The organism is Nonomuraea insulae (genome assembly GCF_042656245.1).
Genome location: NZ_JBHSPA010000014.1, coordinates 166,994 through 190,347 on the forward strand (window position 1 = coordinate 166,994; position 23,354 = coordinate 190,347).

Below are 23,354 nucleotides of genomic sequence, written 5' to 3' on the forward strand. Positions count from 1 at the left end.
GCCTGTGGCCCTGGTATACCTGCTTCCCCTCGAACCGGGTCTGGGCCCTTCAGATTCCCTGGTAGACCCTCTACAAGCTCTCGCCCTGGCCGGCGGCGTGGTCCGGGGAGGATGTTACGGACCACGCCTCCAACGATCAGAAGGTCAGGTCCCGCCGGTTCTTCACCTCCTCGGCGCTCAGCGTGCCGCGCCCAGAAGCGGTGCGCAGCAAGAAGTCCTCTTCTTCTCCAACGGGAGGCGCGATGTCTGGGCGGCGGCGGCCATCCGCAACCCATGGACGTAGTCGCGGGCGACGCGTTCCCAGTCGCACCACACCAGGCGAGCGCGCGGGTCCAGCAATGTCCAGCGCATCATGCTGCGTTCCCCGGCGCGGCAGGGAAGCCACATCAGAAAACAGCAGCGCCCACAACGTGTTCCCGCCGACGACATCGAGATTTTGGTCGTTGACGAAAGCGGACGCCAGCTCCATCGACTCCAGTACCTGCCGCAGCGCCGGCCGCAGCCGTGACGACTGATCGGCACGATCCGGTTTGCCGGACGCGGTGCTCGCGAGGGTGAACTGTCCCTGCCAGTACTACGCACAATCGCGGAGCCGCTGCCCGAGATCTTGACCTCGGCGGCGAGGGGGCCTCGCGTACGAAACCGAGGCTGGTGCCGGCGGTGGTCAGGTACGTGTTGCCGTCCATGGCCAGGCCGCCGTCCATGGCCAGGCCGCCGCCCATGGCCAGGCCGCCGCCCATGGCCAGGCCGCCGCCCGATGGCGCGGCGGCGGGCGGCGGTCACCGCGACCCGCGCCTCGAAGGGCCTGGCCGTGGCGGGCATGGTCAGGGCGACGGGGCCTCGTTCTGGATCGTGTACGTCTTGCCGGCGCGGGCGTTCCAGCTCAGCGTGTCACCGTCGCGGCGCGCCTCCACCTCGTGCCCCTGCCCGTCGAGGATGCGGTAGCGGCCGGCGATGAACGGCGAGGCGACCTTGATCGGGCCGTTCCTGCCCGGGTGCACGGTGACGGTGTCGGGGGCGCCGTTCTTCCAGGTGGCGTCCACGGTGATGTCGCCGCGGGCGCGCAACCCCTTGACCGAGCCGTTCTTCCAGGCGGACGGCAGCGCGGGCAGCACGTGCACGACGTCGTGCTGGCTCTGCGCCAGCATCTCGGCGATGCCGGAGGTGGCGCCGAAGTTGCCGTCGATCTGGAAGGGCGGGTGGGTGTCCCACAGGTTGTCCAGCGTGGAGGACTTGAGCTGCTCGGCGAGCATCTGGTGGGCGTGGTCGCCGTCCAGCAGCCGCGCCCAGAAGTTGATCTTCCAGGCCTTGGACCAGCCGGTCCCGCCGTCGCCGCGCGCGCCCAGCGACACCTTGGCCGCCTCGGCCTCCGGCGTGCCGGCGGTGATCTGGTTGCCGGGGTGCAGGGCGTACAGGTGGGAGACGTGGCGGTGGGTGTCGGTCGTGGAGTCCCAGTCGCTCTTCCACTCCTGCAACTGTCCCCAGGAGCCGATGCGCAGGCCCGGGTCCAGCTTGGCCAGCGCCGCGCTCACCTCGGCCTGGAAGCCGGTGTCGGTCTTGAGCTTCTTGGCCGCGGCGAGGGCGTTGGTGAACACCTCGCGGACGATCTGCTGCGACATCGACGCGCCAGCGGAGAAGTCGCCGTGCTCTGGGGAGTAACTCGGGGAGACGACCAGCTTGCCGTCGCGGGGGTCGGTGTGCAGGAAGTCGAGCCAGAACTCCGCCGCGCCCTTGATCACCGGGTACGCGGTGTCGCGCAGGTACTTCTCGTCGCCGGTGAAGCGGTAGGTGTCGTACAGGTGCTGGGTGGTCCAGGCGGCGGCCTCGGGGAACCAGAACGCGGTGGCCCAGTTGTGCACGCCGGTGAAACCGAAGGGGTTGGTCTCGTTGTTGACCACCCAGCCGCGGGCGCCGTACATGTCGCGCGCGGTCTTGCGGCCGGGCTCGGCCAGGGCCGTGATGTAGCGGTCGTAGGGCTTGGTGGTTTCGTGCAGGCCGGTCTGCTCGGCGAGCCAGTAGTTCATCTGCAGGTTGATGTTGACGTGGTAGTCGGCCGACCAGGGCGGGCTGATGGAGTTGTTCCACACGCCTTGGAGGTTGGCCGGGAGCTGGTCGTTCTGCCTGGAGGAGGAGATCAGCAGGTAGCGGCCGTAGGCGAAGAACAGCGCCTCCAGCGCCCGGTCGTCGGCGGAGGCGCCGCCGGTGTAGTTCTCGCGCAACTGGTCGGTGGGGATGGCGGGAGCTTCACCGCCCAGGTCGAGTTTCACCCGGTCGAACAGCTTGCGGTAGTCGGCGACGTGCGCCTTCCTGAGCCGACCGTAGCCCTTCGCGGCGGCGGCGTCGACGGCGGCGGTGACCTTGGCGTGCGGGTCCTGGCCCCGGTAGCCGGGGTAGGTGCCGGCGTAGTCGGTGCCGGCCGAGAGCACGAGCACGGCGCTGTCGGCGCCGGTGACGGTGATCCTGTCCCCCGCGTCGGTACGGGTGCCGCCCTCCGTGATGACCTGGACCTGAGCTTCGAAGGTCATCTTGTTGTCACTCAGCTGCCCGCGGATGGTGAGCCGGCCGCCGGCGGCGGTGACCCTTTTGTCGTCGCGCGGCGAGGTGTGGCGCAGCGTGAACGACACCTTGCCGCCCTGATCGGCCGAGAGCCGGCCGACGATCACGTTGCCGGGGTTACCGGCGAAGTACTCGCGCTCGTAACGCACGCCGTCGGCGGTGTATCCGACCCTGGCCACGGCCTCGCGCAGGCTCAGCTCGCGGCGGTACCCGGAGGGGTCCCGGGGCGCGTCGGCGAGGTCGAGGAACAGGTCGCCGAAGGTCTGGTACGCGCCGAATCCCGTCTTGGGCTGCCCCAGCCTGGCGGCCACGGCCTCCGGCGTCATCCTGCCGTCGCGGTCGATCTGCTCCTGGACCTCGGCGATAGCGCCCGGCCGCGGTGCCTTCCAGTTGCCGAAGTCGTAGCCGGGTGAGCCGGGGCCGCCGGTCCACAGGGTCTTCTCGTTGAACTGGAGCTGCTCGGACGCCACGCCACCGAAGATCATCGCGCCCAGAGGGCCGTTGCCGATGGGCAGCGCCTGGGTCTCCCAGTCGGTGGCAGGCTGGTCGTACCAGAGGGTCAGGTCATCGGGTCTCTGCACTGCACTCGCTTCCGGGATGGGCTCTACCTGTGCGTGGGCCGGCGCCGTTATCGGGATGATTACCAGGGATAACGCGGCGAGCAAGGACGTGCTCAGGCGCCGCAGCGGTGGGTGTGACACTCATTCCTCCGATCACATGGTGACCTCCACCAAGGAGATAGCACCGGAACACGGCCGCAACAAGGGTGGCATCCGACGTTTTCCGGGAGCCGAAGAGAGCGCAATGCTCTGACCAGCGAAAATGCCTGGCAGCCTGTCGCGAGAGATTCGATGTGCCTCCGAGCCGGAGGGAACGCGCGCATTTCCCGCACCCGCGAATGAAATGTTCACGCCGTCCAGCCCGCCGAATTCTCGAAATTTTCGGAACCGGACCCCTCGCGCGCGCCGTGTCCGTCCGCAGAACGCGGTTCCGATCATCCCGCACACTCTGCCGACCAGCGGAAATAGTCGCGGACACCCTGCTTGCGGGTGAGGTGTTGAAATCCTGGCTATCCATTGTTAAGCGGATTGACTCGCTCAGAAATGCGGTCGTAACCTCACCCCACGGACGCGCAGGGCGCCAAAGTAACGCGTTCCATCCCCCTCTTCTGCCTCGTGAAGGGCACAGCACCATGACAGATCGCGTCTCCAGACGAGACCTGATGCGGATGGCCGGGCTTTCCAGCGTGGCGCTGGGGCTGTCGGCCTGCGGCCGCGGCTTCGGCGGCGGCGGGTCCTCTGGTGGCGGCGTCCAGCTCAACATGGTCTGGTGGGGCGACGCCACCCGGGCCAAGAAGACGCAGGCCGCGCTGGACATCTGGCTACGCAAGAACCCCGGTGTCACGGTGCGGACCGAGTACCAGGACAGCGGGCCGTACAAGGACAAGCTGGCCACCCGCTTCGCCGCGGGCGACCCGCCGGACCTGATGATGATGCGAATGGACAGCCTGCGCGAGTACGCCGACCGCGGCGTGCTGATGGACATCAAGGCGCGCTCCGCGGCCCTGGACGTCTCGGCGCTGAGCGACAGCGCGATCGGCCTGGCGAGCGTCGGCGACAAGTACTACGGCATCCCCTCCGGGCTCAACACCATCGGATTCGTCATCAACAAGACGACGGCCGAGAAGTACGGCGCGGAAATTCCCGACGGCGACACCTGGAGCTGGAAGGACCTGGCCACCTTCGCCAAGAAGATCACCGACGCCAGCGGCAGGAAGGTGTACGGGGCGCACTTCGACGCGGGCACGCTGGCCAACCTCATCGTGTTCGTGCGCCAGAAGGGCGAGGACTTCTACACCGCCGACGGCCACCTGGGCGTCAGCGAGGCCACGATGACGGCCTGGTTCGAGATGTTCAACTCGCTTCGCGCCGAGGGCGCGATTCCCCCGGCCGGACTCATCGAGAACCTCGGCGCCTCGGCCGACCAGTCGCCCCTGGCCAAGGGCCAGATCGCGGCGCAGATCATCCCGACCAACAACTTCGCCGCCAACCAGGACGTCGCCGGCGGGAATCTGGCGCTGCTGCGCATCCCCGGCGAGACCACCGAGAAGCGGCGCGGGCAGTCCATCGACACGCCCGCCCTGTGGTCGATCGCGGCCGCCTCCAAGCACCCCAAGGAGACGCTCAGCCTGCTCGACTTCCTCATCAACGACCCTGAGGCCTCCAAGGCGACCGGCACCACCCGCGGCGTGCCCGCCAACACCTCGGTGGCCACCGCGATCAAACCGGTGCTCTCGGCCGACGACCAGGCCGCCACCGACTACCTGCTCGCGCTGCAGAAGGAGGAGTTGCCGCGCGCCTACACCTATCCGCCGGGCTCCAGCAGCATCGCCTCCAGCCTGACGACGATCGCCGCCGAGGTCGAGTTCAAGCGCCAGACCCCCGCGCAGGCCGCCAAGGCTTTTGTGGATGCGGGCAGGAAGGCACTCGGCAAGTGAGCACCACACTGGTCGCGCCGCCGGCGGTCGCCGGGGTGCGCCCCTCGTCCAGGCGGCGGCCGAAACCGCGCCGCGACCGGGCGGGCTACCTGTTCCTGCTGCCGTGGTTCATCGGCATGCTCTTCACGGTCATCCCGTTCTTCGCCTCGTTGTACCTGGCCTTCACCGACTACAACCTGCTGAACGCGCCCACGTGGATCGGCCTGGACAACTTCACCGAGATGTTCGGCGACGAGGTGTGGGTGCAGTCGCTGAAGGTCACCTTCATCTACACGTTCGTGTCGGTGCCGCTGTCGCTGGCGGCGGCGCTGGGCGTGGCCATGGTCCTCAACCGCGGCGTGAAGGGGCTGTCGGTCTACCGCGCGATCTTCTACCTGCCCTCGTTGCTGGGCGGCAGCGTCGCGATCGTGCTGCTGTGGCGCTACATCTTCGGCCTCAACGGCATCGTGAACGTCTTCCTCGGCTGGTTCGGCATCGAGGGGCCCGGCTGGACCTCCGATCCCGACTTCGCGCTCACCACGCTGATCGTGCTGCACATCTGGACCTTCGGCTCGCCCATGGTGATCTTCCTGGCCGGGCTGCGGCAGATCCCCGTCATGTACTACGAGGCCGCCGCCATGGACGGCGCCTCCAAGTGGCGCCAGTTCCGCTCGATCACGCTGCCGCTGCTGAGCCCGATCGTGTTCTTCAACCTGATCCAGTCCCTGATCTCGTCCTTCCAGACCTTCACGCAGGGGTACGTGATGAGCGGCGGAGCGGGCGGCCCCGCGAACTCGACCATGTTCTACAACCTCTACCTGTACCAGCAGGGGTTCTCCCAGTTCCGGATGGGCTACGCCTCGGCGATGGCCTGGATGCTGTTGGTGATCATCGCGATGTTCACCGCGCTCAACTTCCTGACCGCCCGGCTCTGGGTTCACTACGACAACTGAGGTCTTCGCAATGTCGGCTCCGCCCATCGAACAGGACAGCTTCATCGAGCGCTTGGGGAGCACCAGGCGCAGCCGCTTCATCAAGCACGTGCTGCTGTGCCTGGCCGGCGCGGTCATGCTCTACCCGCTGGCCTGGCTGGTGTCCAGCTCGCTCAAGCCCAACTCACTGATCTTCGCGGACCTGTCGTTGTGGCCGGCCCAGTGGGACCTGGGCAACTACAGCCTCGGGTGGGACGCGCTGGAGCAGCCCTTCAGCGTCTATCTGGTCAACTCGCTGGTGATCGTCGTGCTGAGCATCATCGGCAACCTGGTGTCGTGCTCGCTGGCGGCCTACGGGTTCGCCCGGCTGAACTTCACCGGGCGCAAGCTGTTCTTCACGCTGATGCTCGGCACCATGATGTTGCCGGGCCACGTCCTGCTGGTGCCGCAGTACATCGTGTTCGCCAAGCTCGGCTGGCTCAACACGTACTACCCGCTGTTGGTGCCCAATTTCCTGGCCACCAACGCCTTCTACATCTTCCTGATGGTGCAGTTCATGCGCTCGTTGCCGCGTGAGCTGGACGACGCGGCCCGCATCGACGGCTGCGGCCCGTTCCGCATCTTCTGGAGGGTGATCATGCCGCTGTGCATGCCGGCGTTCGCCACCACCGCGATTTTCACGTTCATCTCGGTGTGGAACGAGTTCTTCGGCCCGCTGCTCTACCTGACCGACACCGAGCTGTACACGGTGCCGCTGGCGCTGCGGCAGTTCATCGACTCCGAGGGCCAGTCGCAGTGGGGTCAGATGTTCGCCATGTCGTTCCTGTCACTCGCACCGGTGATCGGGTTCTTCATCGCCGGTCAGAAGTACCTGGTCAAGGGCATCGCCACGACCGGGCTCAAGTAGCTGCCACACATCCGGGAGAAAGGACGGCTCCCGCCGGCAACAACCCCGTCGTCGAAGAGACCTGCTCCGACATCGCCCGCATGCAGTGGTCCTTCAACCACGTCTCCGGGCCCAGCGCCCACGGGCACCCCGACCGTCGCCGCCGACGGCACCGGCCGCTACCGGACCGTGCAGGCCGCCATCGACGCGGTGTCCTCCAGCAACACCGGCCGGGTCGTGATCACCAGCAAGCCCGGCGACTACCGCGAGACCGTCACCCTCAACAAGCCGTACGTGACGCTGCAGGGCCTGGGCTCCTCGCCCTCCCAGACCGTCATCGTGAACAACCGCTCGGCCTACACCAGCGGCCCGATCACCGCGGCCAGCACCCCGGCGACCAAGACCTACGGGTACCTGTTCTACAAGTCCCGCATCACCGGCGCCACGAACAACACCACCCAGCTCGGGCGGCCGTGGCGGCAGGACGCGCAGGTGCTGTACCGGGAGTCCACGCTGAGCGCGACCATCAAGACCGCGCAGCCGTGGACGGACATGTCCACCAACACCTGGCAGAACGCCCGCTTCCTGGAGTACCGCAACAACGGCGCGGGCGCGACCACCAACAGCAACCGGCCGCAGCTCCCAGGCCGCCGGCTAAACCCCGCAGAAGTATCTGGCGGGCAGCGACGCCTGAAACCCGGCCGGCTGACCACGACTCAGGAACCGGCCGCTCCGAAAACCGAGAAACCCCAGCTCAGTTCCTTTTTCGCCGCTCTCGAAATGCCACCTCGTGTTCACGGGTGCCGATGGCCGTCGAGCAACTACCGAGCAACCGGCGGGCGATTGCCCGGCCCTGACCATTCAGTTCGCCCGCGGAGAAGCCCTGTGCCTCAAGGGGGTCTTGGGCGGCTTGGAGAGGTTCCAGGCGCCAGGTCGTCGCCCATCTGATCGGAGTCCGTGCCGACGGCTCCAAGGGACCGATTGCGCTCAAGGGCGGCTACCGCGAGTCCTGGGCTGACCTATTGCGACTGCGCGCAGGGCATGGCTTCAACTGATCGAGTCCGCCCAGAGCCGCTGGCGCGCGGTCAACGGCGCCCACCTGGTCGCCCTGGTCCGCGCCGGCTCCCGCTCCTACCGCAGCCCCTGGCTTCTCGGACTACCGGTCAACGAGTCGCTCATCTCTTCACGTACAGGTCCCCGTAGATGTAGTACAGGTCGGCGAGCCGGCGCATGACGTCATGGCAGACGTAGGCGGTCCACTGGCCTTTCTGGGCTCCTTCTGTCCCGACCCGATCACACCATCCGCTGACGCTGCCTCCGAAATAGCTGTTCTCGAGTGTGTAGCCCGGTGGTGGTTCCCAGGCGGCTGTCGCGTGGGCCGGTCCGGTTGACAGTGCCAGGCTGGCGCCGGCGAGTGCAAGCACGGCGAGGCCGCGTCTGATCGTGGGCATCGTTTCCTCCGTGTTACTGACGAACTTGCGAACCGTGCTAGTGGTCCCGGATCAACGCCCTGATCTGTGCCGCAGCGGCCCGTGGGTCTTTGACCTGCACGACCACCTGGTTCAAAGGCCCGTCGCGCAGGTCGATCTCCAGTGCCGGCCGCATTCGGCCGACCAGCCACCAAGTCGGCCCCTCGGGGCTCATGAAGGTGCCGGCCACGAGTCCGGGAAACAGTGTGGCGCCGTATCGCATACCTGCGGGGGTGGTGTTCTCGATGTCGATGACCGAGGCCCCTGCAATGGATTCGACGGGAAGGCGGACGGACCACCGGAATGACAGTATTTTGAGTACCCCGCGTGGCCGGATGATGACTTCCCCGGCTGATGTCTCGATTTCGGCAAGGTCCCCGTTCTTTGCCATGGCGACACCGTGCAGTATCAGCCCCAGGATTAATGCGAGCGGGGCCATCACCAGAAGCAGATCGTGAGCCACGATGTCGATCCTTCGTCTCGATAGCGGGCAGCGAACCGTTATATCTCCCAGTGTCCCGTACCATTTCAGCGGGACTGGGCGGGCGCGCTCACCTTTTCCGCTCCTATCTCGGTTGACACTGGCTGGGGATCTGCTCGAAGCGTGCCGCGGATACGACGGAGCACCGAGCCGTTGAGCTCGCTGCCTTGAGGGGTCAAATAGAGGATCAACGCCGCCGACATCGCCATGTCGAAGCTCCACAGGCCCATGGACGCGGCTATGGCCTCATGGAAAAGCAGCCCTGACGCCAGGAGCACATATCGTGCCCGGCGAGGCATGAACAGCGCGACGCCGAGGAGGACTTCGATCGCGATCGATCCCCATGTCAGGAGGGCCAAGAGGATCGGCACGTCGGTGAGGACGTCGAGAAGCGGGCGCAGCAGCGGTGGTGCGCCGAAAATGACGCTGCGGAACCAGTAGTACATGGCCGAGCCGTCAACCCATTCCGGTACGCCCAGTTTCGCGAGTCCCGCGTGCAGGTAGAGCACAAGCACCTGGATCCGGATGAGAAGGAGTGTCACCGTGGCCACCATGCGTACCGGCTCTGAGCCGGGCGCCACCGTACTGCGCGACCAGTGCCATCGGCGCCGGTCGGTGAGCGCTACCGGGATGAGAAGAAGGGTCAGTACCGCGGTGACCTGATCACCGCCGTCCTGGATGGTGACCGAGTTGATGAAGCTCCAGGACACCCACCAGTGTGGTATCGCGGTGATCCTCGGGCACCAGCCGCTGGCCACGAGCAGCAGGATCGCCACGGAAGCCCACTTGGCCACCTCTCCTCCACCCGCGGGCAGGACGCACCAGATGCTCGCCATGCCGGCTCCGGAACACACCGGCGGACGGACACCTCCGGCCAGGGGTGACAGCAGCACAGGCGCCGGCGTGGCCAGCAGCGTACCCAGAGTGCCCAGCGCCAGCAGGGTGCGCACGAGACCGACCATGGAGGTCCAAGCTGTCGCCGAGAGGTCGAGACGTGATCGGATCCAGATTCCCGCGCGTGCCAGTCCGGCGGTCAGCACCGCACCTCCGCTCTGACCACGGTCGAAGGCATGATGGTGTCGGATCTTCTCCAAGCCCATGGCAGCACTTCCTGGTTGACGATGCCGATGTCCCCGCAGACGTGCCGAAGGTTGGATGTGTTGCGGATGGTCACGCTCACGGGTGTTTCGTCGAGGCACTTTGCGGGTTGGGACGCGCACGGGGACCATGCGTCCTTGGGCAGCCCGTAGACGAGGAGCGCCATCTCCGTACCCTCGGCTCTCTGTGCGCGGTTGAGGCCGAATAGGCCCGAGGGGATGACCAGAGACCCGCCGCGAGCGCGCCACGTACCGGAGTAGCGTTCGTAGGCCTGGGGATACACGGTGCGGGGACTCGAGGTGAAGAACGCCCACCCCTCGGGGACGATCTGTCGGGCCACCTCCCTGTTCTCGAAGGGGAGCCGCAGCACGGTCTGCGGGAGTGCCGCGTGCAGCACATAGGTCACGAAGATTGTCGTCACCGCGGCCATCAGGAGAAACGCGCGGCCGAGCCGTACGTCCTCGCGGGCAGGGGCCCCCGCGAGAAGGGGCTCGAGTACGTGGGATGGCGACGCGGTATCACTGCCATCGTCGGCCCTCTCGTCTTTCCTGAACTCGAACCCCATGGAGACTCCCCTCGTCAGATCGGGATACCGCTCACTTGGCCTGCAGGCCGGTGGCGATCTGGTCGACGAACTGCTCGTGTGCGAGCTTGGCCACGTTGCCCTCGGCGCTCAGCGCCGGCAGGTTGCCGACGTTGGCGGGGAGGATGAGAACGATGATGATCAGCACCGCCACGGCGCCGTAAATGGCGGCATAGGCGTAGGTGTAGTTGGTGTTGATGGTCATGTTCGTGTTCACCTGCACGGCGCCGAGTCCGGTCCCCGTCGTGGTGGCCGAAGGACTCATCCGCGACTTCGTGTCCTGAATGGCGCGGCTGACCACGTCGGTCCCATAGACCGTGTTCAGCGACTTGTGGGCGAGCTCGCCGAGAGTGACGATCGCACTGGAGACCGCGACTCGATCACCGGATTGCAACTTCGCCGCGAGGTCAGTGGCCAGTTGCGGGTTCTGGACGAGTTCCTGCTCCACTAACCGCTTGACCTCAAGCCCTTTGGCATCCAGCTCGGGAACCGCCTGGTCGAGCGGCGGGAGATACTGCGCCGCCGGCCCTTGTCTGAACGCGATCGCGTCGGCCAGCTCCACGGCCGAGAACCGTGGCGCCACCTTTGTATCAGCTGTCGCGTTGTAGAGGGAGGAGGTCGCCAGTACGGCGACCGCCGTAACGGCTGAGAGTATTATCAGCCGCCACCTGTGAATTCTAGCTGGTAACAATATTTCTCCTTGAAGTAGGAGTATCGGCTTTCTCTCGGCTTTCTTCCGCAACCTCCATCCGAGTGGACGAGCAATGCGTTGCCCATATTGCGACGAAGCCCTCGCCGAGGTCAACCCCTCATTAGAAAGAGAATATTCCCCTACAATGTTGCATGCCGAAATCAACGATTGTGCGCGACTATTCGCAGCGCGCCTCGGGTAGCGCTCGGCTAATTTGCTGGCATGGTTGCAACGAGGTCGGCCGCACTTCATAAAATGGAGAGTCAGATGACCAAAAGGCGTATAACGGGCCTTATCGTGTTCCTCGTCGCCGCCTATGGCGGGGCCTGGCTCCTCGCCCTTCCGTTATGGCTGGGGCCCGGGCTTGACTCGCCGTATTTCCGGCTCTTATCCGCGGCCATGATGTTCACTCCCTCGCTGGGGGTATTGGCCGTATGGCTCATCCGCAGGATCTCGCCATGGGAGTGGGCCGCGCGTACGGGTCTCACGCTCGGGCCCAGCAAAGGGCGCACAGCCGCGTTCGTCATCGCGGCCTGGATCGGGACACCCCTGCTGATCGCGGTGGCTCTTGAGGGGAGCGTCGCGCTCGGCCTGCTCAGGCTGGATCTGGGGGAGTTCAGCCTGTTCAGGGAAGTTCTTCGGCAGGGTGGCACCACTCCTGCGGACGATCTCCGACCCTTGGTGATCGCGCAAATTGTCACGTCCGTTCTCGTCGGACCCGCGGTCAACGCCGTACATGCGTTCGGCGAGGAGTGGGGTTGGCGTGGCTGGCTGCTGCCCACGCTGATTTCCTTGTACGGAACACGAGTCGCCCTGCCGCTTTCGGGTGTCATCTGGGGGGCGTGGCATGCGCCCGTGACGCTCCTCGGCTACAACTACCCGAATCTCGGACCCTGGGCCGCCGCCTATTTCATCGGATTCTGTGTCGTAGGTGGCCTGGTGCTGGGCTGGCTGCGGATACATTCGGCGAGCATCTGGCCCGCGGTGGTCGCTCACGGCGCGATGAATGCCTCCGTTCCCGTGATCCTGCTGCTCGGTGATTCCCGCGAGGAACCGAACCTGGTGTTTGCCGGGTTGACCGGCCTGATGGGGTGGGTGCTGCTCGCCGGACTAGCGTTCGTGCTCTACCGCATACGTCCGCTGCGGGCGGAGTCCATCGATCAGATCAAGGCGGCCCACTAAGATCTGGCCGAACACGGCCAGCCGACCGGACGAGGCTGCGCTTCGATGGCGCGGAGGGTCATCAGCCACAGGCTGTAGCACAATTCCTCCTGATCTCGATCCACTCCGAGAATGCGGTTCACCTGCATGTGGGTGAGACTCTGCAAGATGTCCTCCTCCGTGCCGTGCAGCCTCTCCAAGCCGGCCAGTCGTCGAATTTTCGTTCCCGCTCCTTCGATGACCTGAGCCGATTCGCCGAGCGCGGGCACCAGGTGCGAGCGAAGTTTGCGCGCGGTGGCGTCCGGATGCGCGTCCCATGGCTCCAGCAGGTCGCAGAGAAGGCGATGGTTGCGATGAAACAACCGGCGGGCCTCGTTCGAGATCTTGCTCGCTGGAGGCAGCAGGGCATGCGGACGGGGCTGCATCCCCCAGTTACGATAAAGGTCGTGCAGTATGGCTACGCATACGATTTCGTTGCCAGCTTCAATATCTAATTGTTTCAGTGTGGCAAGGATTCGTTGGGATGTTTCACTGCTGGCAGTGAAAAGCTCCTCGATCACGTCGATCGCCGCCGGCCCGCCGTATCGTTCGATTTCACGGTCGTAGCCGGCGAGCGCGAAGTCGGAGAATATCTTCTCCTGCCATAGGTGCCGCGCCCAGGAGAGGCATTCCACGGTCAGCCCTTCGTCGGCGCGTTGGTCTGATGACCGTAGTCGCAGGCGCAGATGGGGGCGCGAGTCCACGTAGCGGACGTAGAACCAGCGGTCGATGCGGCCGCGCGCACGAAAGGTGTCGATCAACTCCCTTATGGGGCCGGTGATGATGTCGTTGTGCTGGGACTGCCCCGCATAAAGTTTCAGGTACAACCATCGCCCTCCCGGTGCCTGGACGCGATCTCCCGACGTGACTGGGGGCAGCGCGAGCCCGACCCTGGGTGCGGGGGACCTGCGTACCTGCCCGGGTTCGCGGGCGACCAACGGCACAACGAACTCGCTGAAGTACCGCCGCGACCGGGTATCTTCCAGCCAGAGCTGCGAAAATCCCGGCATCATCTCCTGTAAGGTCACCCTCTCTGCCCGGCGGAGCCGTGCGTTCACCTCGGCCCGGCACGCGGGTTGCGCCAGGTCGAGGGCCAGGCGATTGTCGCCGGCGGCGAGGTATACATGGCGTGGGACCTTCCATCGATGACACCAAGCGCTGAGGCGGTCGTCTCCCTCCCGCCATTCGGCGCTCTCGTCCGGCAGGGTCCACTGCCGGGGATGCAACACAAGCGGACCACGCCGCACGCGGGGCAGGAAGGGCGAAGCGGCAAGTCCGCCCCAGCTGAACGGCGAGAGCGGAGGGTAGCCGTCCTCGGACAGCTCAAGCAGCAGGCGGCATACGTTGGGTGCGTACGAGGGCGACATCAGGTGACTCTGTGTCACCAGCAACTCCTCGTTCGAGCGGGATGAACGGAGGTAGAAGCGGTCCGTCATGGCCCCGACCAGGATGTCGTCGAGGTGGATCTGAGCAGCGGCCGGCAGACCCGGAGCGGTGTTCACGCAGATCTCGTGTGCCCTGATGAGCGGGTGGAGGCTGACATTGCCCGCGTGCCTGTTCGCGGGGACGTAGTTCAGTTCGGCGAAGAGCACTCCGGGCAGTAGCTTCTCCTCGGCCCGGGCAACTGCTCGGACCATGGCCAGAGCGTCGGCCCCGAGCAGGTCCCAGAAGCGGCCGAATCCCCGGGCGCCGGCCGTAACAGGCATGGGTGACAGCACCATGGTCCATTCGCCCTGGTCAAGGGCCTCCATAGAGCGCGCGCAAAGCTGGAAGTAGAGATCCACCGCCGGTCGGGCCCGTGCCATGGAGGGGCCGGCATCCTTTCGACGCAGAAGCTCCATACGGTCATCGGTGAGCTCCAGCGTCGTGCCGCCTGAATGAATGGTTTCCAGGAGCAGGCCGGTCAGTGCTTCCTCTCGGCGCTGATGCCCTGGCCCGCTTCGGTGCTCGGCGGGCAGCGGATGGCGGCGTGGGGGGTACTGGTAGCTCTCGGGCGCGTCCAGGCCAAGGTGCGGGCTCAGCAACTCCATGACCGGTATCTCGGCGCCGACGCCGTACCGCTCCAGGAACGCGCGGTGGTATGCAGCGATATGCGATGGCCGATCGCGGCCACCTTGCAGGGACCCGAGCAGGCCGGCGGCCTCCTCGGCCGCCGCCGCCACGTCGGTGGTGAGCTTGGTGGCGACAAGGGCCAGGTTGGAGTCCGTCTGGTAGCCGATCCGCTGATGGGCCGGGGTCAGGCGCCGCTGACGTTTCACCAGGTCGTTCAGGACCGGAACGGGTGCCTGGCCGTGCGCGGCGTCGATCTCGCGGCATCGTTCTCGCACGGCACGAAGCTCATCCCGGCGCGAGGGCTCGTCATTGAGGACACGGTGCCGATCCGGGTAGGCCCAGGTCAGCGGTGGGCACCTGTGCGCGGTCAGCACACGCGCGTCCATCAGCCGGCGCATCAGGGACATCACGCTGGGAGGGGTCAGCATGGGAAAGGCCGCCGTGACCTGCTTCACGATCTCGCCACAGCGTGCGCCCGACCCCGCGGTGCACGACGTCAGAATGAGCTTCACCACAGGCGTCAGATTGATGCGGACACCGTGGTTGTCCTGGGCGCCGAAGACATCCCTGTACGGCAGGACCGCGTGGTTTCCGACATCCTGCAGCATGGTGTTGACCGTCAGAAGCGTCTCGTCGTGAAGCTCAACTGTCCGTTCGGCCTCCTCGAGTAACGCCAGGGTCCATGAGAGGCTCGCCCGGGTCCTGGTCTTCGCCAGGGGGTCGGCGTCCAGGCGCAGGGAGGATGTCGAGGCGAACTCTCCCATGCCCACGGCGGCGAAGAGGCCGAAAGGGGTTGGCCGTGTCGTCATGCGGCTGAGATAGCGCAGGACGCTCGCGGCGATCCGGATGGTTTTGGCGTCCAAGACGGGCTGCTCGCTGTGCAAGCATCGAGCGGCGGCGGTTGTCAGGCTGGGACTGGCTGCGTGCAACGCCTGCAACACCCTCGGCGTCCGCAGGAGAGAGCGGATCTCCGATAACACCCCTTCGTTCCACGGAGCTTCGCCGGTTTGCTCGGACGAAAAGATGTTCAGGAGATGTACGGCGGGCAGCATGGGCGTACGCAGCATGAAGAATCCGGCCGCTTTGTAGGGTGTTCCGCCCATCCGCCAGGTGGTGATGCTCGGTTCCACAAGATCACGCTCGCACAGAGGATACAGAGGGCTTGGTGGACAGTGCTCTCAACTGATCATCAGGGCGCGCTCCCACGTGGTTCCTATCGGTCTGGAGACACTCCACAGCGCGAGAGCGACTCCAGCAGCGCCGAGAAGGAGGGACGGACAGTCGACCGTGCTCCCATCCGCCTCCAGGTCCTGAACCATGAGAGGCAGGCTCGCCTCGCATCTGGCCAGCAGGACTTCGATGAGCGTGTCGATGGCGTGCTCGAACCGATGGCCGTCCGAAGTCCGGGCGAACCTCTGACACATGCTGAGCATGCCGGCGAGCCCATGACAGAGTGTGGAACTCATACCCCGCGCTTCTGCGCCCAGACGCCTGACTGCGGCTTCCATCGACTCGGCAGCCACCGCGCGCAGAGCACGATCCTCAAGTGCGGAGGAGGCATGCAAGAGGGCGCAGCAGATGCCCGGCGCGCCATAGCACCAAGCCGTTCTCCCCGCCGGGGCCGCCGTCATGCGGCGTCGTCCGTGCTCGTCCAGTCCGACGCCTAAGGGCCAGGCTCTGCCCTCCGCGTCCCGGACGCATGACTCGAGCAGGCAATCCACCGTTCTCTCCATCGCCGCCCGCTGACCCGGGCGCCGATACCCTGCCATCCAGGCCATGGCCAGGGCGGCCAGCGGTCCCGCGATTCCGTGCGCTAGGCCCAGGTCGACGTACCCGTGCGGGAAGACTTCCCGCAGGACGGGTGGGAAGGCCGAACCTGACGAGATGCGCCAGTTCTCCAGACCCGGTGCGGATGAACACAGCCAGATGAGGTAGTCGAGCAGGGCGTGGATGGCCATCCGATGGTCTTCACCGTCGGCCGGCAGGCTCAGCAATGCGCCAAGGGCGCCTGATGCGCCGGAGACCACGTCGTAATCGCTGATCGCCGATCCCGTGTCGCCTCGGGGGGGCGGCGAGTCGACAATCTGACGCGAGAGCCGACGGCTGAGCCGGGCCAGCGACGGCGAGTAGCCCGGCTCCAGTTCTGCGCAGACAGTCAAGGCCAGGGCAAGGCCGGACGAACCGCCGGCAAGACCGATGCCCCTGAGCGGCTGCTCACGTGTTGCGGCGGCAGCCGCTGACAGTGCTCGTCGGCAGAGCTGTTCCCACGGCACACCGGCCTCGGCCGCCTGAGCCGCCACCCGGAACACAACGGCGCTTCCCGCCTGACCGCCGTAGAGCGACGGTCCACGTCGAGACCCGAGCACCCGCTGTCTGCTCTCGTGGGTGATGGACTCTTCGCGGTCTGCTTCCTCGGCCAGTCGTACGGCGATGCACTCGGCCATGCGCCGCGCTCTCATCCGTTGGAACGACTCACCGGCGCAACTCGCCACCTTCAACAGATCGGCCAACAGGTCACGTTCCCGATCCAACTGGGACAGCAGGCGGTGATGAGGGATGAGGCGTGAGGGGCCTCGGTTCCAGTGGGTCCCGCCGGCCAGGTCTCGACATGGATGTCGAGGTCGAGAAGGTTCTCAACCTCATCCGTCTGGCGAAGTGCAGGCATTCTCCGATTCCTTTCTATCGACGCTCGACTGATGACCCGGAAAGGGTATGCATGGAAGCGGCGCCATATTCGATATCGATGCGGCCTGCCGATACTGATGAGTACGTGCGAGGTGCACGCTGCACGGAGTTATCTCCCGATTCAGCCCGCGCCGCACGCGCACAAATTTCATCGCATTGGCACGTAATCATGGCTGGCTGCCGAGTGTCAATACTAATTAAGCCGGAAATCAATGCAACGGAGGGCTCCTTCTCGAATACCCACCGCATCCCCATCGCGGCCACTTGCCATTGACCAGGCATTCCGCGCGTCATCTATATTATTTCTACATTTCCGCCGAGATATCTAAACCGGTTGACGCGACGCTGTCTATTCGAACGATAGAACTGGAGAGCGACGTGCGGTGATAAGTCGCATGCGTCGTTCGGGCTGGGGGTCGCTGGAAGAGGGCCTGCTCAACAGGCACCTCGTCAGCGGCCCACCAGTACCACCTGGCGGAATCTCGGCGAGGCCGTCGAACGCACCGTCACCCGCCACCGCGGCCACCTGGAAACCCTGGCCGCCGTACCCAGCACGCGCACCGACACCTCGCCACCTGCGGCGCCGTCCGTCCCCGCCGAACTCCTCCGCCAGGAACTGCAGGCCCTGGGCTATCACGGCAGCAGCACCACCGTCCGCCAGTACGTCCGCCCCTGGCGCGACGCAACACCTCCCGCACCGACATCAACGCGGCCGCCCACGGTCCGGCAGGCCGCCGACTGGTTCCTGCGCAACCCCGCCCACCTCGACCCCGACGAACACCGCCACCTCCAGGCGCTCACCACCACCTGCGCCCAACTGGCGGCGCTTCAGCTGCACGTGCGCCAGTTCGCCGAGATGATGACGCACCGCCACGGCCAAAACCTGGAGACCTGGATGAACGCCGTCCTAGGCGACGACCTGCCTGAGCTGCACTCCTTCGTCACCGGACTACGCCGCGACCAAGACGCCGTCACCGCCGGGCTCACGCTGCCGTACAGCTCCGGACCCCGTCGAAGGACACGTCAACCGGACCAAGATGCTCAAGCGACAGATGTACGGCCGCGCCAACATCGATCTCCTGCGGAAACGCATGCTGTTGACCGACTGACCAGGGTCCGATCACGGAATGTGTGCCTGATCCAGTATTCACGCGTCGTCGACACAACAGAACCCCAGTTTGGAGCATCGGCGCCCGCCCACCTGCTGCCCCTCCTATTGCGCCTGCCGGATCGAAGCCCACAGACCAGCGGCGCGCCGGGCCATCGCATAATCGCGTTTGTGAGACTGCCGTTTCCGGTCGCGGCCGGGCTAGGCGGCCTTGCGCCCGAGATCTCACAGACCGTATCCCTTGTCGGCCAGTAGGCTTTCCCAACCTGATCATGCTGGTCATGAGGAGGCACACGCCGGGTGGGTTAACCAGCTCCTTGGCCTGGCCCTCCTTGCTGGTGAACGCGGTGTAGCAGACCTCGGCGATCTCCGCATCGGAGATCCACCCGCCCGCTTGGTCGTCGAAGACGGCGTTCGGATACGTGATCGGCCCACCTGGCCGCGTCATCGCGCTCACCTACACCGTAATTTGACGCTAGTGAACGGTTATCGGCTTCTCGACAATCAACTGTGAGATCCGGACGACACACGCCGTCCAGCCGAATCACAAAGGAAAGCCATGGCCAACAGCGCCACAGAACTCACCATCGAGAACTCGGCTGTAGTTCTCATCGACCACCAGCCGTGGGTCGCCTCGATGCTCCAACTCGACGGCAACGCCCTGCTCGACAACGTCGCCACGCTGGCCCGCGCGGCCAAGCTCCTCGAGGTGCCGACCGTGCTGACCACGGTCGGCGCCCAGGGCGGGCCACTCGCCGACCCCATCTTCACGCAGATCAGCGACGCTTTTCCCGATGTCACCCCGATCGACCGCACGACGACGGCCGCGTGGTCCGACCCCAACGTGCGGGCCGCCATCGAGGCCACCGGCCGCAGAAAGCTGATCATGGCAGGCCTGTCGACCGAGGTCTGCCTCGCCCAGACGGTCCTGGGCGCGCTCAAGGACGGGTACGAGGTCTACTTCGCCAGCGACTGCTCCGGCGGCATCACCGTCGAGGGCCACGAAGACGGCAAGGCCCGCATGATCCAGGCCGGCGCCGTCCCGATCAACGTGTCGGTCGTGATCAGCGAGTGGACCCCGGTCTACAACTCCCCGGAGCGCGCGCTCGTCACCGAGGTCCTGCTCCGGCACGGCGGCCCGGTCTCGCTGGCGGTCCAGTACGTGATGGCCCAGGGCAAGGACGGTACCCGGCGATGAGAACGGTGGCACCGCGCTGAAGCTCGGGCTGGGCGCGGCCGTATTGGGCGGCCTTCTCGTCAGTACGGCCATGCCCGCCAGCGCGACCGTTCTCACGGACGTTCTCGCGCACGGCAGCGGCTCGTGCCCGGCCAACTACGTGTGCCTGTGGATTGAGGGCGACTTCGTCCGCGGGGCACTACACCACAAGTTCGGCTCGGTGGCAGCGAACCAGGACGTCACCGACATGGGCAAGCTCCAGTGGGACAGCGTCGAGTGGAAGGGCATGCAGGACCTGGCCTCCTCCGTGGTGAACACCGGGAGCCACATCTGCTGCTACGAGCACAATTCCTACGGTGGGCTCGAATTCGAGATCGGCCCGTGGGAGAGGTTGCCGGCCGTACCTGGGTGGATCAACGACAAGATCAGCTCGTTCAAGTACTGCTGACCTCAGGACTGGGCGGAATCCCACGGCCCGAGTACGGTGGAATCGATGAAGACGACCCGCCCGGCGCGCAGGTGATTCATTGATGCTCGGCCGTGCCGAAGAGCAGGAGCTGATCGCATCCTTCCTCGATCAGGCGGCATCAAGTGGCCGTGCCCTCGTCATCATCGGCGAACCGGGCATCGGCAAATCCACGTTGCTCGACGCGGCGGCCGACATGGCCTCGGCCGCCTGTCGGCGGGTCCTGCGCGCCGAGGGCGTGGAGTTCGAGGCCGAAAGCGCCTTCTCCGGCCTGAACCAGGCGCTCCTGCCGCTGGCCGGCGAGATCGACGGGCCACCGCTGGCCACCGCGCTCGACCTCAGCCACGCCCCCGGTCCGGCGCCCGACCTGATGGCGGTGGCCGCCGCCACCCTTTCTCTGGTACGGCAGGCGGCGGCCGTCCTCGTCGTGGACGACCTGCAATGGCTGGACCGCTCAAGCGCGGCCGTGCTGAGTTTCGTGGCCCGCCGCCTGTCCGGTTCCCAAGCCGGTTTCCTGGGCGCCGCCCGTTCTGAGACGGCCGGCCACTTCGATTACGGCAACCTCACCACCCACGAACTGGCCCGCCTTGACAACGAAGCGGCCGGCGAACTGCTGCGGGCCAGGTACCCGCTGCTCGCCCCCCGGGTACGGACCCGCCTGATGGCCGAGGCACAGGGCAACCCGCTGGCGCTGCTGGAACTGGCCGGCTCCTTACGCGGCCGCCAGGCGTACCCGCGCGTGATGGACCGCGCCGCCCACCCACCGCTGCGTCGCGTCCAGTCCTTATACGCCGCGCGCGTGGCCGACCTCCCACCACGGACCAGGACGCTGCTGCTACTCGCGGTGTTGGACGGTACCGGCGATCTCGACGTCCTGCGCACCGCCTCCGGTGACACAGAGCTGCTGAGCCTGGCCCCGGCGGAGCAGGCGAACCTGGTCCAGATCGGCGAAGGCGCCCCGCGCCTGGTCTTCCGGCACCCGCTCATCCGGACCGGAATCATGGCGGCCTCGACCGCCCGCGAACGCCGACAATCCCGCCTCGCCCTCGCCGAAGCGCTGACCGACCGGCCCGACCGCCGCGCCTGGCACCTCGCGGAAGCGGCGACGGGACCCGACGAGGTGATCGCGACCCTGCTCGAATCGGTCGCCGACGGGACGCTGCGCCGAGGAGACGCCCTGGCCGCGACCGCGGTCCTGCGGCGGGCGGCCGAGCTGAGCCCGAGTTCGGCCGACCGCGCCCGCCGCCTGTCGCGGGCCGCCTACGCGGAACGGTTCGCCGGCGACCGGCGCGACCTCGGCCGGCTGCTCAGCGAGGCCCGGCGCGCCGACCCGGCCTCCGGTGCGGCGCTGGAGGCCGCGGTCGCCGCCGCGTACCTGCTCCTCACCGAGCAAGGCGACATCGACTCCGCCTTCCACCACCTGATCAGCGCGATCAACGCCAGTGACTCGACCGGTGGCGTCCTCGCTGACGCGCTCCAGACGCTCCTGTACATCTGCTGGTTCGGCGGCCGCCCCGAGCTGTGGAAGCAGCTCGACGCCGTACTCGATCGCGCCGGACCCGGCCTGCCGGAAACCCTGGTCCGCTGCAAAGACTTCTACGCCGACCCCGCCAGAGCCTGCGCGGACTCCCTGGCCTGGCTCGACGCCGAGATCGACGTCCTGTGCGACACGAGTGACCCGGCGGACGTCATCAGGATCGTCGACTCGGCGATCTTCCTGGACCGGCTGGGCGGCTGCCGCCAGGCCCTGTGGCAGATCGTGAACGAGGGCCGCGTCGGCAGCGGCAGCACCTCCACGCACACCGCCCTGATCGCGCTGTCGATCGACGCCTTCTTCTCCGGCCAATGGGCGCAGGCTGATGAGCTGCTCGGCGAGCTGCTCTCGCTGTCCCGGGTCCTCGGCTACCGCATGGTGTGGCCGGCTCAGCACGTCCAGGCGCTGCTCGCCGCCGCCCGCGGCGACTTCGAGAGGGCGTGGACGCTGACCGACGAAATCGCGGGCTGGGCCGAGTCGCGCGGCATGCACCAGGCCCGCTGGTACGGTCGGCACGCCCGGACCCTCGCCGCCCTGGGTGAGGGCGACTTCGAGTACGCGTTCCTGCAGGCCAGCGTCATCAGCGAGCCCGGCGTGTTCGCCCCGTACGTCCCCCTTGCCCTCTGGGCCGCCATGGACCTGGTCGAGGCGGCCGTGTACACCAACCGGCACGTCGAGGCCGCCGCCCACGTGGGCGCAATGCTCGAAACGGGCATCGCCGAGTTATCCCCGCGGCTGGCCCTGACCGTGAAGGCCTCGGCCGCGATGGCCGCCCCGGACGACCGGGCCTGGCCGCTGTTCGAGCAGGCGCTGGCCCTGCCCGGCGCGGACCGCTGGCCGTTCGACCTGGCCCGCGTGAACCTGGCCTACGGCGCTCGCCTGCGCCGCGCCCAGTCGAGGGCCAAGGCCCGCGAGCACCTGTCGGCGGCGCTGGACACCTTCCACTGGCTCGGCGCGCACCCCTGGGCGGCCCGGGCGGGCAACGAGATCCGCGCCACCGGCCGGACCACCTCCCGAGGCAAGGCGCCGTCGGCGCAGCTCACCCCGCAGGAACACCAGATCGCCACGCTCGCGGCGGCGGGCCTGACGAACAAGGAGATCGGGGAGCGTCTCAAGCTGTCCCACCGCACGGTCAGTTCGCACCTGCACCGCATCTACCCCAAGCTGGGCATCACCACCCGCTCAGCTCTGAGCGCCGTCCTCCAGGCGCCACCCACTCAGGCGTGACCAAGGCGAGGAGAAACGCGGTCAGCGGGGCGAGCGGGGCGACAGATGACGATGGCGCGCTGACCAACCTGCTCCCGCTGTGGTTCTTCATCCCGTTCTCGATCGTCATCGTGATCTCGCTCGTCTCGGCTGCGATCACCGGCATCTACTCCTCCGGCCTCGCGCTCCTGGCCATCGGCGTCCCGCTGCGCCGCTCGACCTCCACGGCGATCAACGCCCTCATCATCGCCGCCGGCGCCTTCTACCTGCTGTTCGTCTCGACCTCGTTCCTCGCGACGTTCCAGTCGTTCCTGTCCCTCATCGCCGTCATGATGGGGACGATGGGCGGCATCCAGATGATCGACTTCATCCGCCAGCGCCGCCTCGCCTGGAACACCGACATGGCCAAGCCCTTCGGCCACGGCGAGCGCAACGGCCGGTGGACGGCTCTGACCAGCCTCGGCGCCGACACCGTCATCGGTCTGGGCCTGGTGACGAGCGCGGACCCGAACTTCGCCTACGTCACCGGCTTCTTCCTGACCCACCAAGCAGAGGCCGGCGTGATCGGCGCGAGCAACGTCGGCGTCGTGATCGCGATGGCCGTGGGCGCCGGGCTGTACGCGCTGCTGACGTTCGGCTTCAAGCTCGACCCGAAGCCTGACTACTCGCGCGTGCCGGCGGGGCAGGCGGCGTCACAGGCGGTCGAGCAGTGACGGCCGATCCCCCGAGGAGCGCGTCAATACCGCGGATCCCC

19 protein-coding genes and 1 pseudogene are annotated in these 23,354 nt (G+C 66.7%); 9 read left to right on the forward strand and 11 right to left on the reverse strand.

Annotation, left to right across the window (positions count from 1 at the left end):
* Positions 1-177: 177 nt before the first annotated feature.
* From ACFPZ3_RS11150 to ACFPZ3_RS11160, 3 genes and pseudogenes are all read right to left on the reverse strand, one after another.
* Positions 178-429 (reverse strand): MmyB family transcriptional regulator, encoded by a 252-nt coding sequence (locus tag ACFPZ3_RS11150; RefSeq protein WP_379513966.1) that lies wholly within the window; start codon positions 427-429, stop codon positions 178-180.
* Positions 374-502, reverse strand: a pseudogene (locus tag ACFPZ3_RS70290) (MmyB family transcriptional regulator); the annotation flags it as partial. The gene ACFPZ3_RS11150 and the pseudogene ACFPZ3_RS70290, both read right to left, overlap by 56 nt.
* Before the next feature lie 322 nt (positions 503-824).
* On the reverse strand, positions 825-3,137 hold the full coding sequence (locus tag ACFPZ3_RS11160) for a glycoside hydrolase family 95 protein (RefSeq protein ID WP_379513929.1): 2,313 nt from the start codon (positions 3,135-3,137) through the stop codon (positions 825-827).
* Between the two features lie 611 nt (positions 3,138-3,748).
* On the opposite strand from ACFPZ3_RS11160, the gene ACFPZ3_RS11165 reads away from it, so the two are divergent.
* Genes ACFPZ3_RS11165 through ACFPZ3_RS11180 form a run of 4 tightly spaced genes read left to right on the forward strand, consistent with a single transcriptional unit; the run spans position 3,749 to position 7,798 of the window.
* A complete protein-coding gene (locus ACFPZ3_RS11165; RefSeq protein WP_379513930.1) occupies positions 3,749-5,053 on the forward strand; it encodes an ABC transporter substrate-binding protein in 1,305 nt (434 codons plus the stop codon).
* A complete protein-coding gene (locus ACFPZ3_RS11170) occupies positions 5,050-5,985 on the forward strand; it encodes a carbohydrate ABC transporter permease (protein ID WP_379513931.1) in 936 nt (311 codons plus the stop codon). The genes ACFPZ3_RS11165 and ACFPZ3_RS11170 overlap by 4 nt, the downstream gene beginning before the upstream one ends.
* 10 nt (positions 5,986-5,995) lie before the next feature.
* Positions 5,996-6,871: a carbohydrate ABC transporter permease gene (locus ACFPZ3_RS11175; RefSeq protein WP_379513932.1), complete on the forward strand. Its 876-nt coding sequence runs from the start codon at positions 5,996-5,998 to the stop codon at positions 6,869-6,871.
* 9 nt (positions 6,872-6,880) lie between these two features.
* A complete protein-coding gene (locus tag ACFPZ3_RS11180; RefSeq protein ID WP_379513967.1) occupies positions 6,881-7,798 on the forward strand; it encodes a pectinesterase family protein in 918 nt (305 codons plus the stop codon).
* Between the two features lie 227 nt (positions 7,799-8,025).
* Here ACFPZ3_RS11180 and ACFPZ3_RS11185 read toward each other — a convergent pair whose 3' ends face one another.
* The 5 genes from ACFPZ3_RS11185 to ACFPZ3_RS70295 form a co-directional block, all read right to left on the reverse strand.
* Complete coding sequence (locus tag ACFPZ3_RS11185; RefSeq protein ID WP_379513933.1) at positions 8,026-8,301, reverse strand: hypothetical protein; 276 nt, start codon at positions 8,299-8,301, stop codon at positions 8,026-8,028.
* A gap of 37 nt (positions 8,302-8,338) precedes the next feature.
* On the reverse strand, positions 8,339-8,782 hold the full coding sequence (locus tag ACFPZ3_RS11190; protein WP_379513934.1) for a hypothetical protein: 444 nt from the start codon (positions 8,780-8,782) through the stop codon (positions 8,339-8,341).
* Between the two features lie 65 nt (positions 8,783-8,847).
* The gene (locus ACFPZ3_RS11195; RefSeq protein ID WP_379513935.1) at positions 8,848-9,900 is read right to left on the reverse strand and encodes a sporulation-delaying protein SdpB family protein; all 1,053 of its coding nucleotides are present in this window, start codon (positions 9,898-9,900) and stop codon (positions 8,848-8,850) included.
* The gene (locus tag ACFPZ3_RS11200) at positions 9,834-10,463 is read right to left on the reverse strand and encodes an SdpA family antimicrobial peptide system protein (protein WP_379513936.1); all 630 of its coding nucleotides are present in this window, start codon (positions 10,461-10,463) and stop codon (positions 9,834-9,836) included. Before ACFPZ3_RS11200 ends, ACFPZ3_RS11195 begins: the two co-directional genes overlap by 67 nt.
* A 31-nt stretch (positions 10,464-10,494) precedes the next feature.
* Positions 10,495-11,424, reverse strand: a complete 930-nt coding sequence (locus tag ACFPZ3_RS70295; RefSeq protein ID WP_465263551.1) for a hypothetical protein — start codon at positions 11,422-11,424, stop codon at positions 10,495-10,497.
* 15 nt (positions 11,425-11,439) lie between these two features.
* Here ACFPZ3_RS70295 and ACFPZ3_RS11210 point away from each other — a divergent pair, with 15 nt between their 5' ends.
* Positions 11,440-12,354, forward strand: a complete 915-nt coding sequence (locus tag ACFPZ3_RS11210; protein WP_379513938.1) for a CPBP family intramembrane glutamic endopeptidase — start codon at positions 11,440-11,442, stop codon at positions 12,352-12,354.
* Here the strand turns inward: ACFPZ3_RS11210 and ACFPZ3_RS11215 are convergent.
* The 3 genes from ACFPZ3_RS11215 to ACFPZ3_RS11225 all read right to left on the reverse strand — a co-directional run bounded on the left by ACFPZ3_RS11215 (position 12,351) and on the right by ACFPZ3_RS11225 (position 17,983).
* Complete coding sequence (locus ACFPZ3_RS11215) at positions 12,351-15,554, reverse strand: lantibiotic dehydratase (protein ID WP_379513939.1); 3,204 nt, start codon at positions 15,552-15,554, stop codon at positions 12,351-12,353. The two genes, ACFPZ3_RS11210 and ACFPZ3_RS11215, sit on opposite strands and share 4 nt — an antisense overlap.
* Positions 15,555-15,602: 48 nt before the next feature.
* Entirely contained in the window at positions 15,603-16,934 is a 1,332-nt protein-coding gene (locus tag ACFPZ3_RS11220) for a lanthionine synthetase C family protein (protein WP_379513940.1), read from the reverse strand.
* An 878-nt stretch (positions 16,935-17,812) separates the two neighbouring features.
* Positions 17,813-17,983 (reverse strand): hypothetical protein, encoded by a 171-nt coding sequence (locus ACFPZ3_RS11225; protein ID WP_379513941.1) that lies wholly within the window; start codon positions 17,981-17,983, stop codon positions 17,813-17,815.
* Between the two features lie 793 nt (positions 17,984-18,776).
* Between ACFPZ3_RS11225 and ACFPZ3_RS11235 the strand changes: the two genes are divergently transcribed.
* The 4 genes from ACFPZ3_RS11235 (at position 18,777) to ACFPZ3_RS11250 (ending at position 23,313) form a co-directional block, all read left to right on the forward strand.
* Positions 18,777-19,415 (forward strand): isochorismatase family protein, encoded by a 639-nt coding sequence (locus tag ACFPZ3_RS11235; protein ID WP_379513942.1) that lies wholly within the window; start codon positions 18,777-18,779, stop codon positions 19,413-19,415.
* A gap of 70 nt (positions 19,416-19,485) precedes the next feature.
* On the forward strand, positions 19,486-19,842 hold the full coding sequence (locus ACFPZ3_RS11240; RefSeq protein WP_379513943.1) for a peptidase inhibitor family I36 protein: 357 nt from the start codon (positions 19,486-19,488) through the stop codon (positions 19,840-19,842).
* A gap of 82 nt (positions 19,843-19,924) precedes the next feature.
* Complete coding sequence (locus tag ACFPZ3_RS11245) at positions 19,925-22,621, forward strand: AAA family ATPase (protein ID WP_379513944.1); 2,697 nt, start codon at positions 19,925-19,927, stop codon at positions 22,619-22,621.
* Positions 22,618-23,313, forward strand: a complete 696-nt coding sequence (locus ACFPZ3_RS11250; RefSeq protein WP_379513945.1) for a cytosine permease — start codon at positions 22,618-22,620, stop codon at positions 23,311-23,313. Before ACFPZ3_RS11245 ends, ACFPZ3_RS11250 begins: the two co-directional genes overlap by 4 nt.
* Positions 23,314-23,354 lie beyond the last annotated feature (41 nt).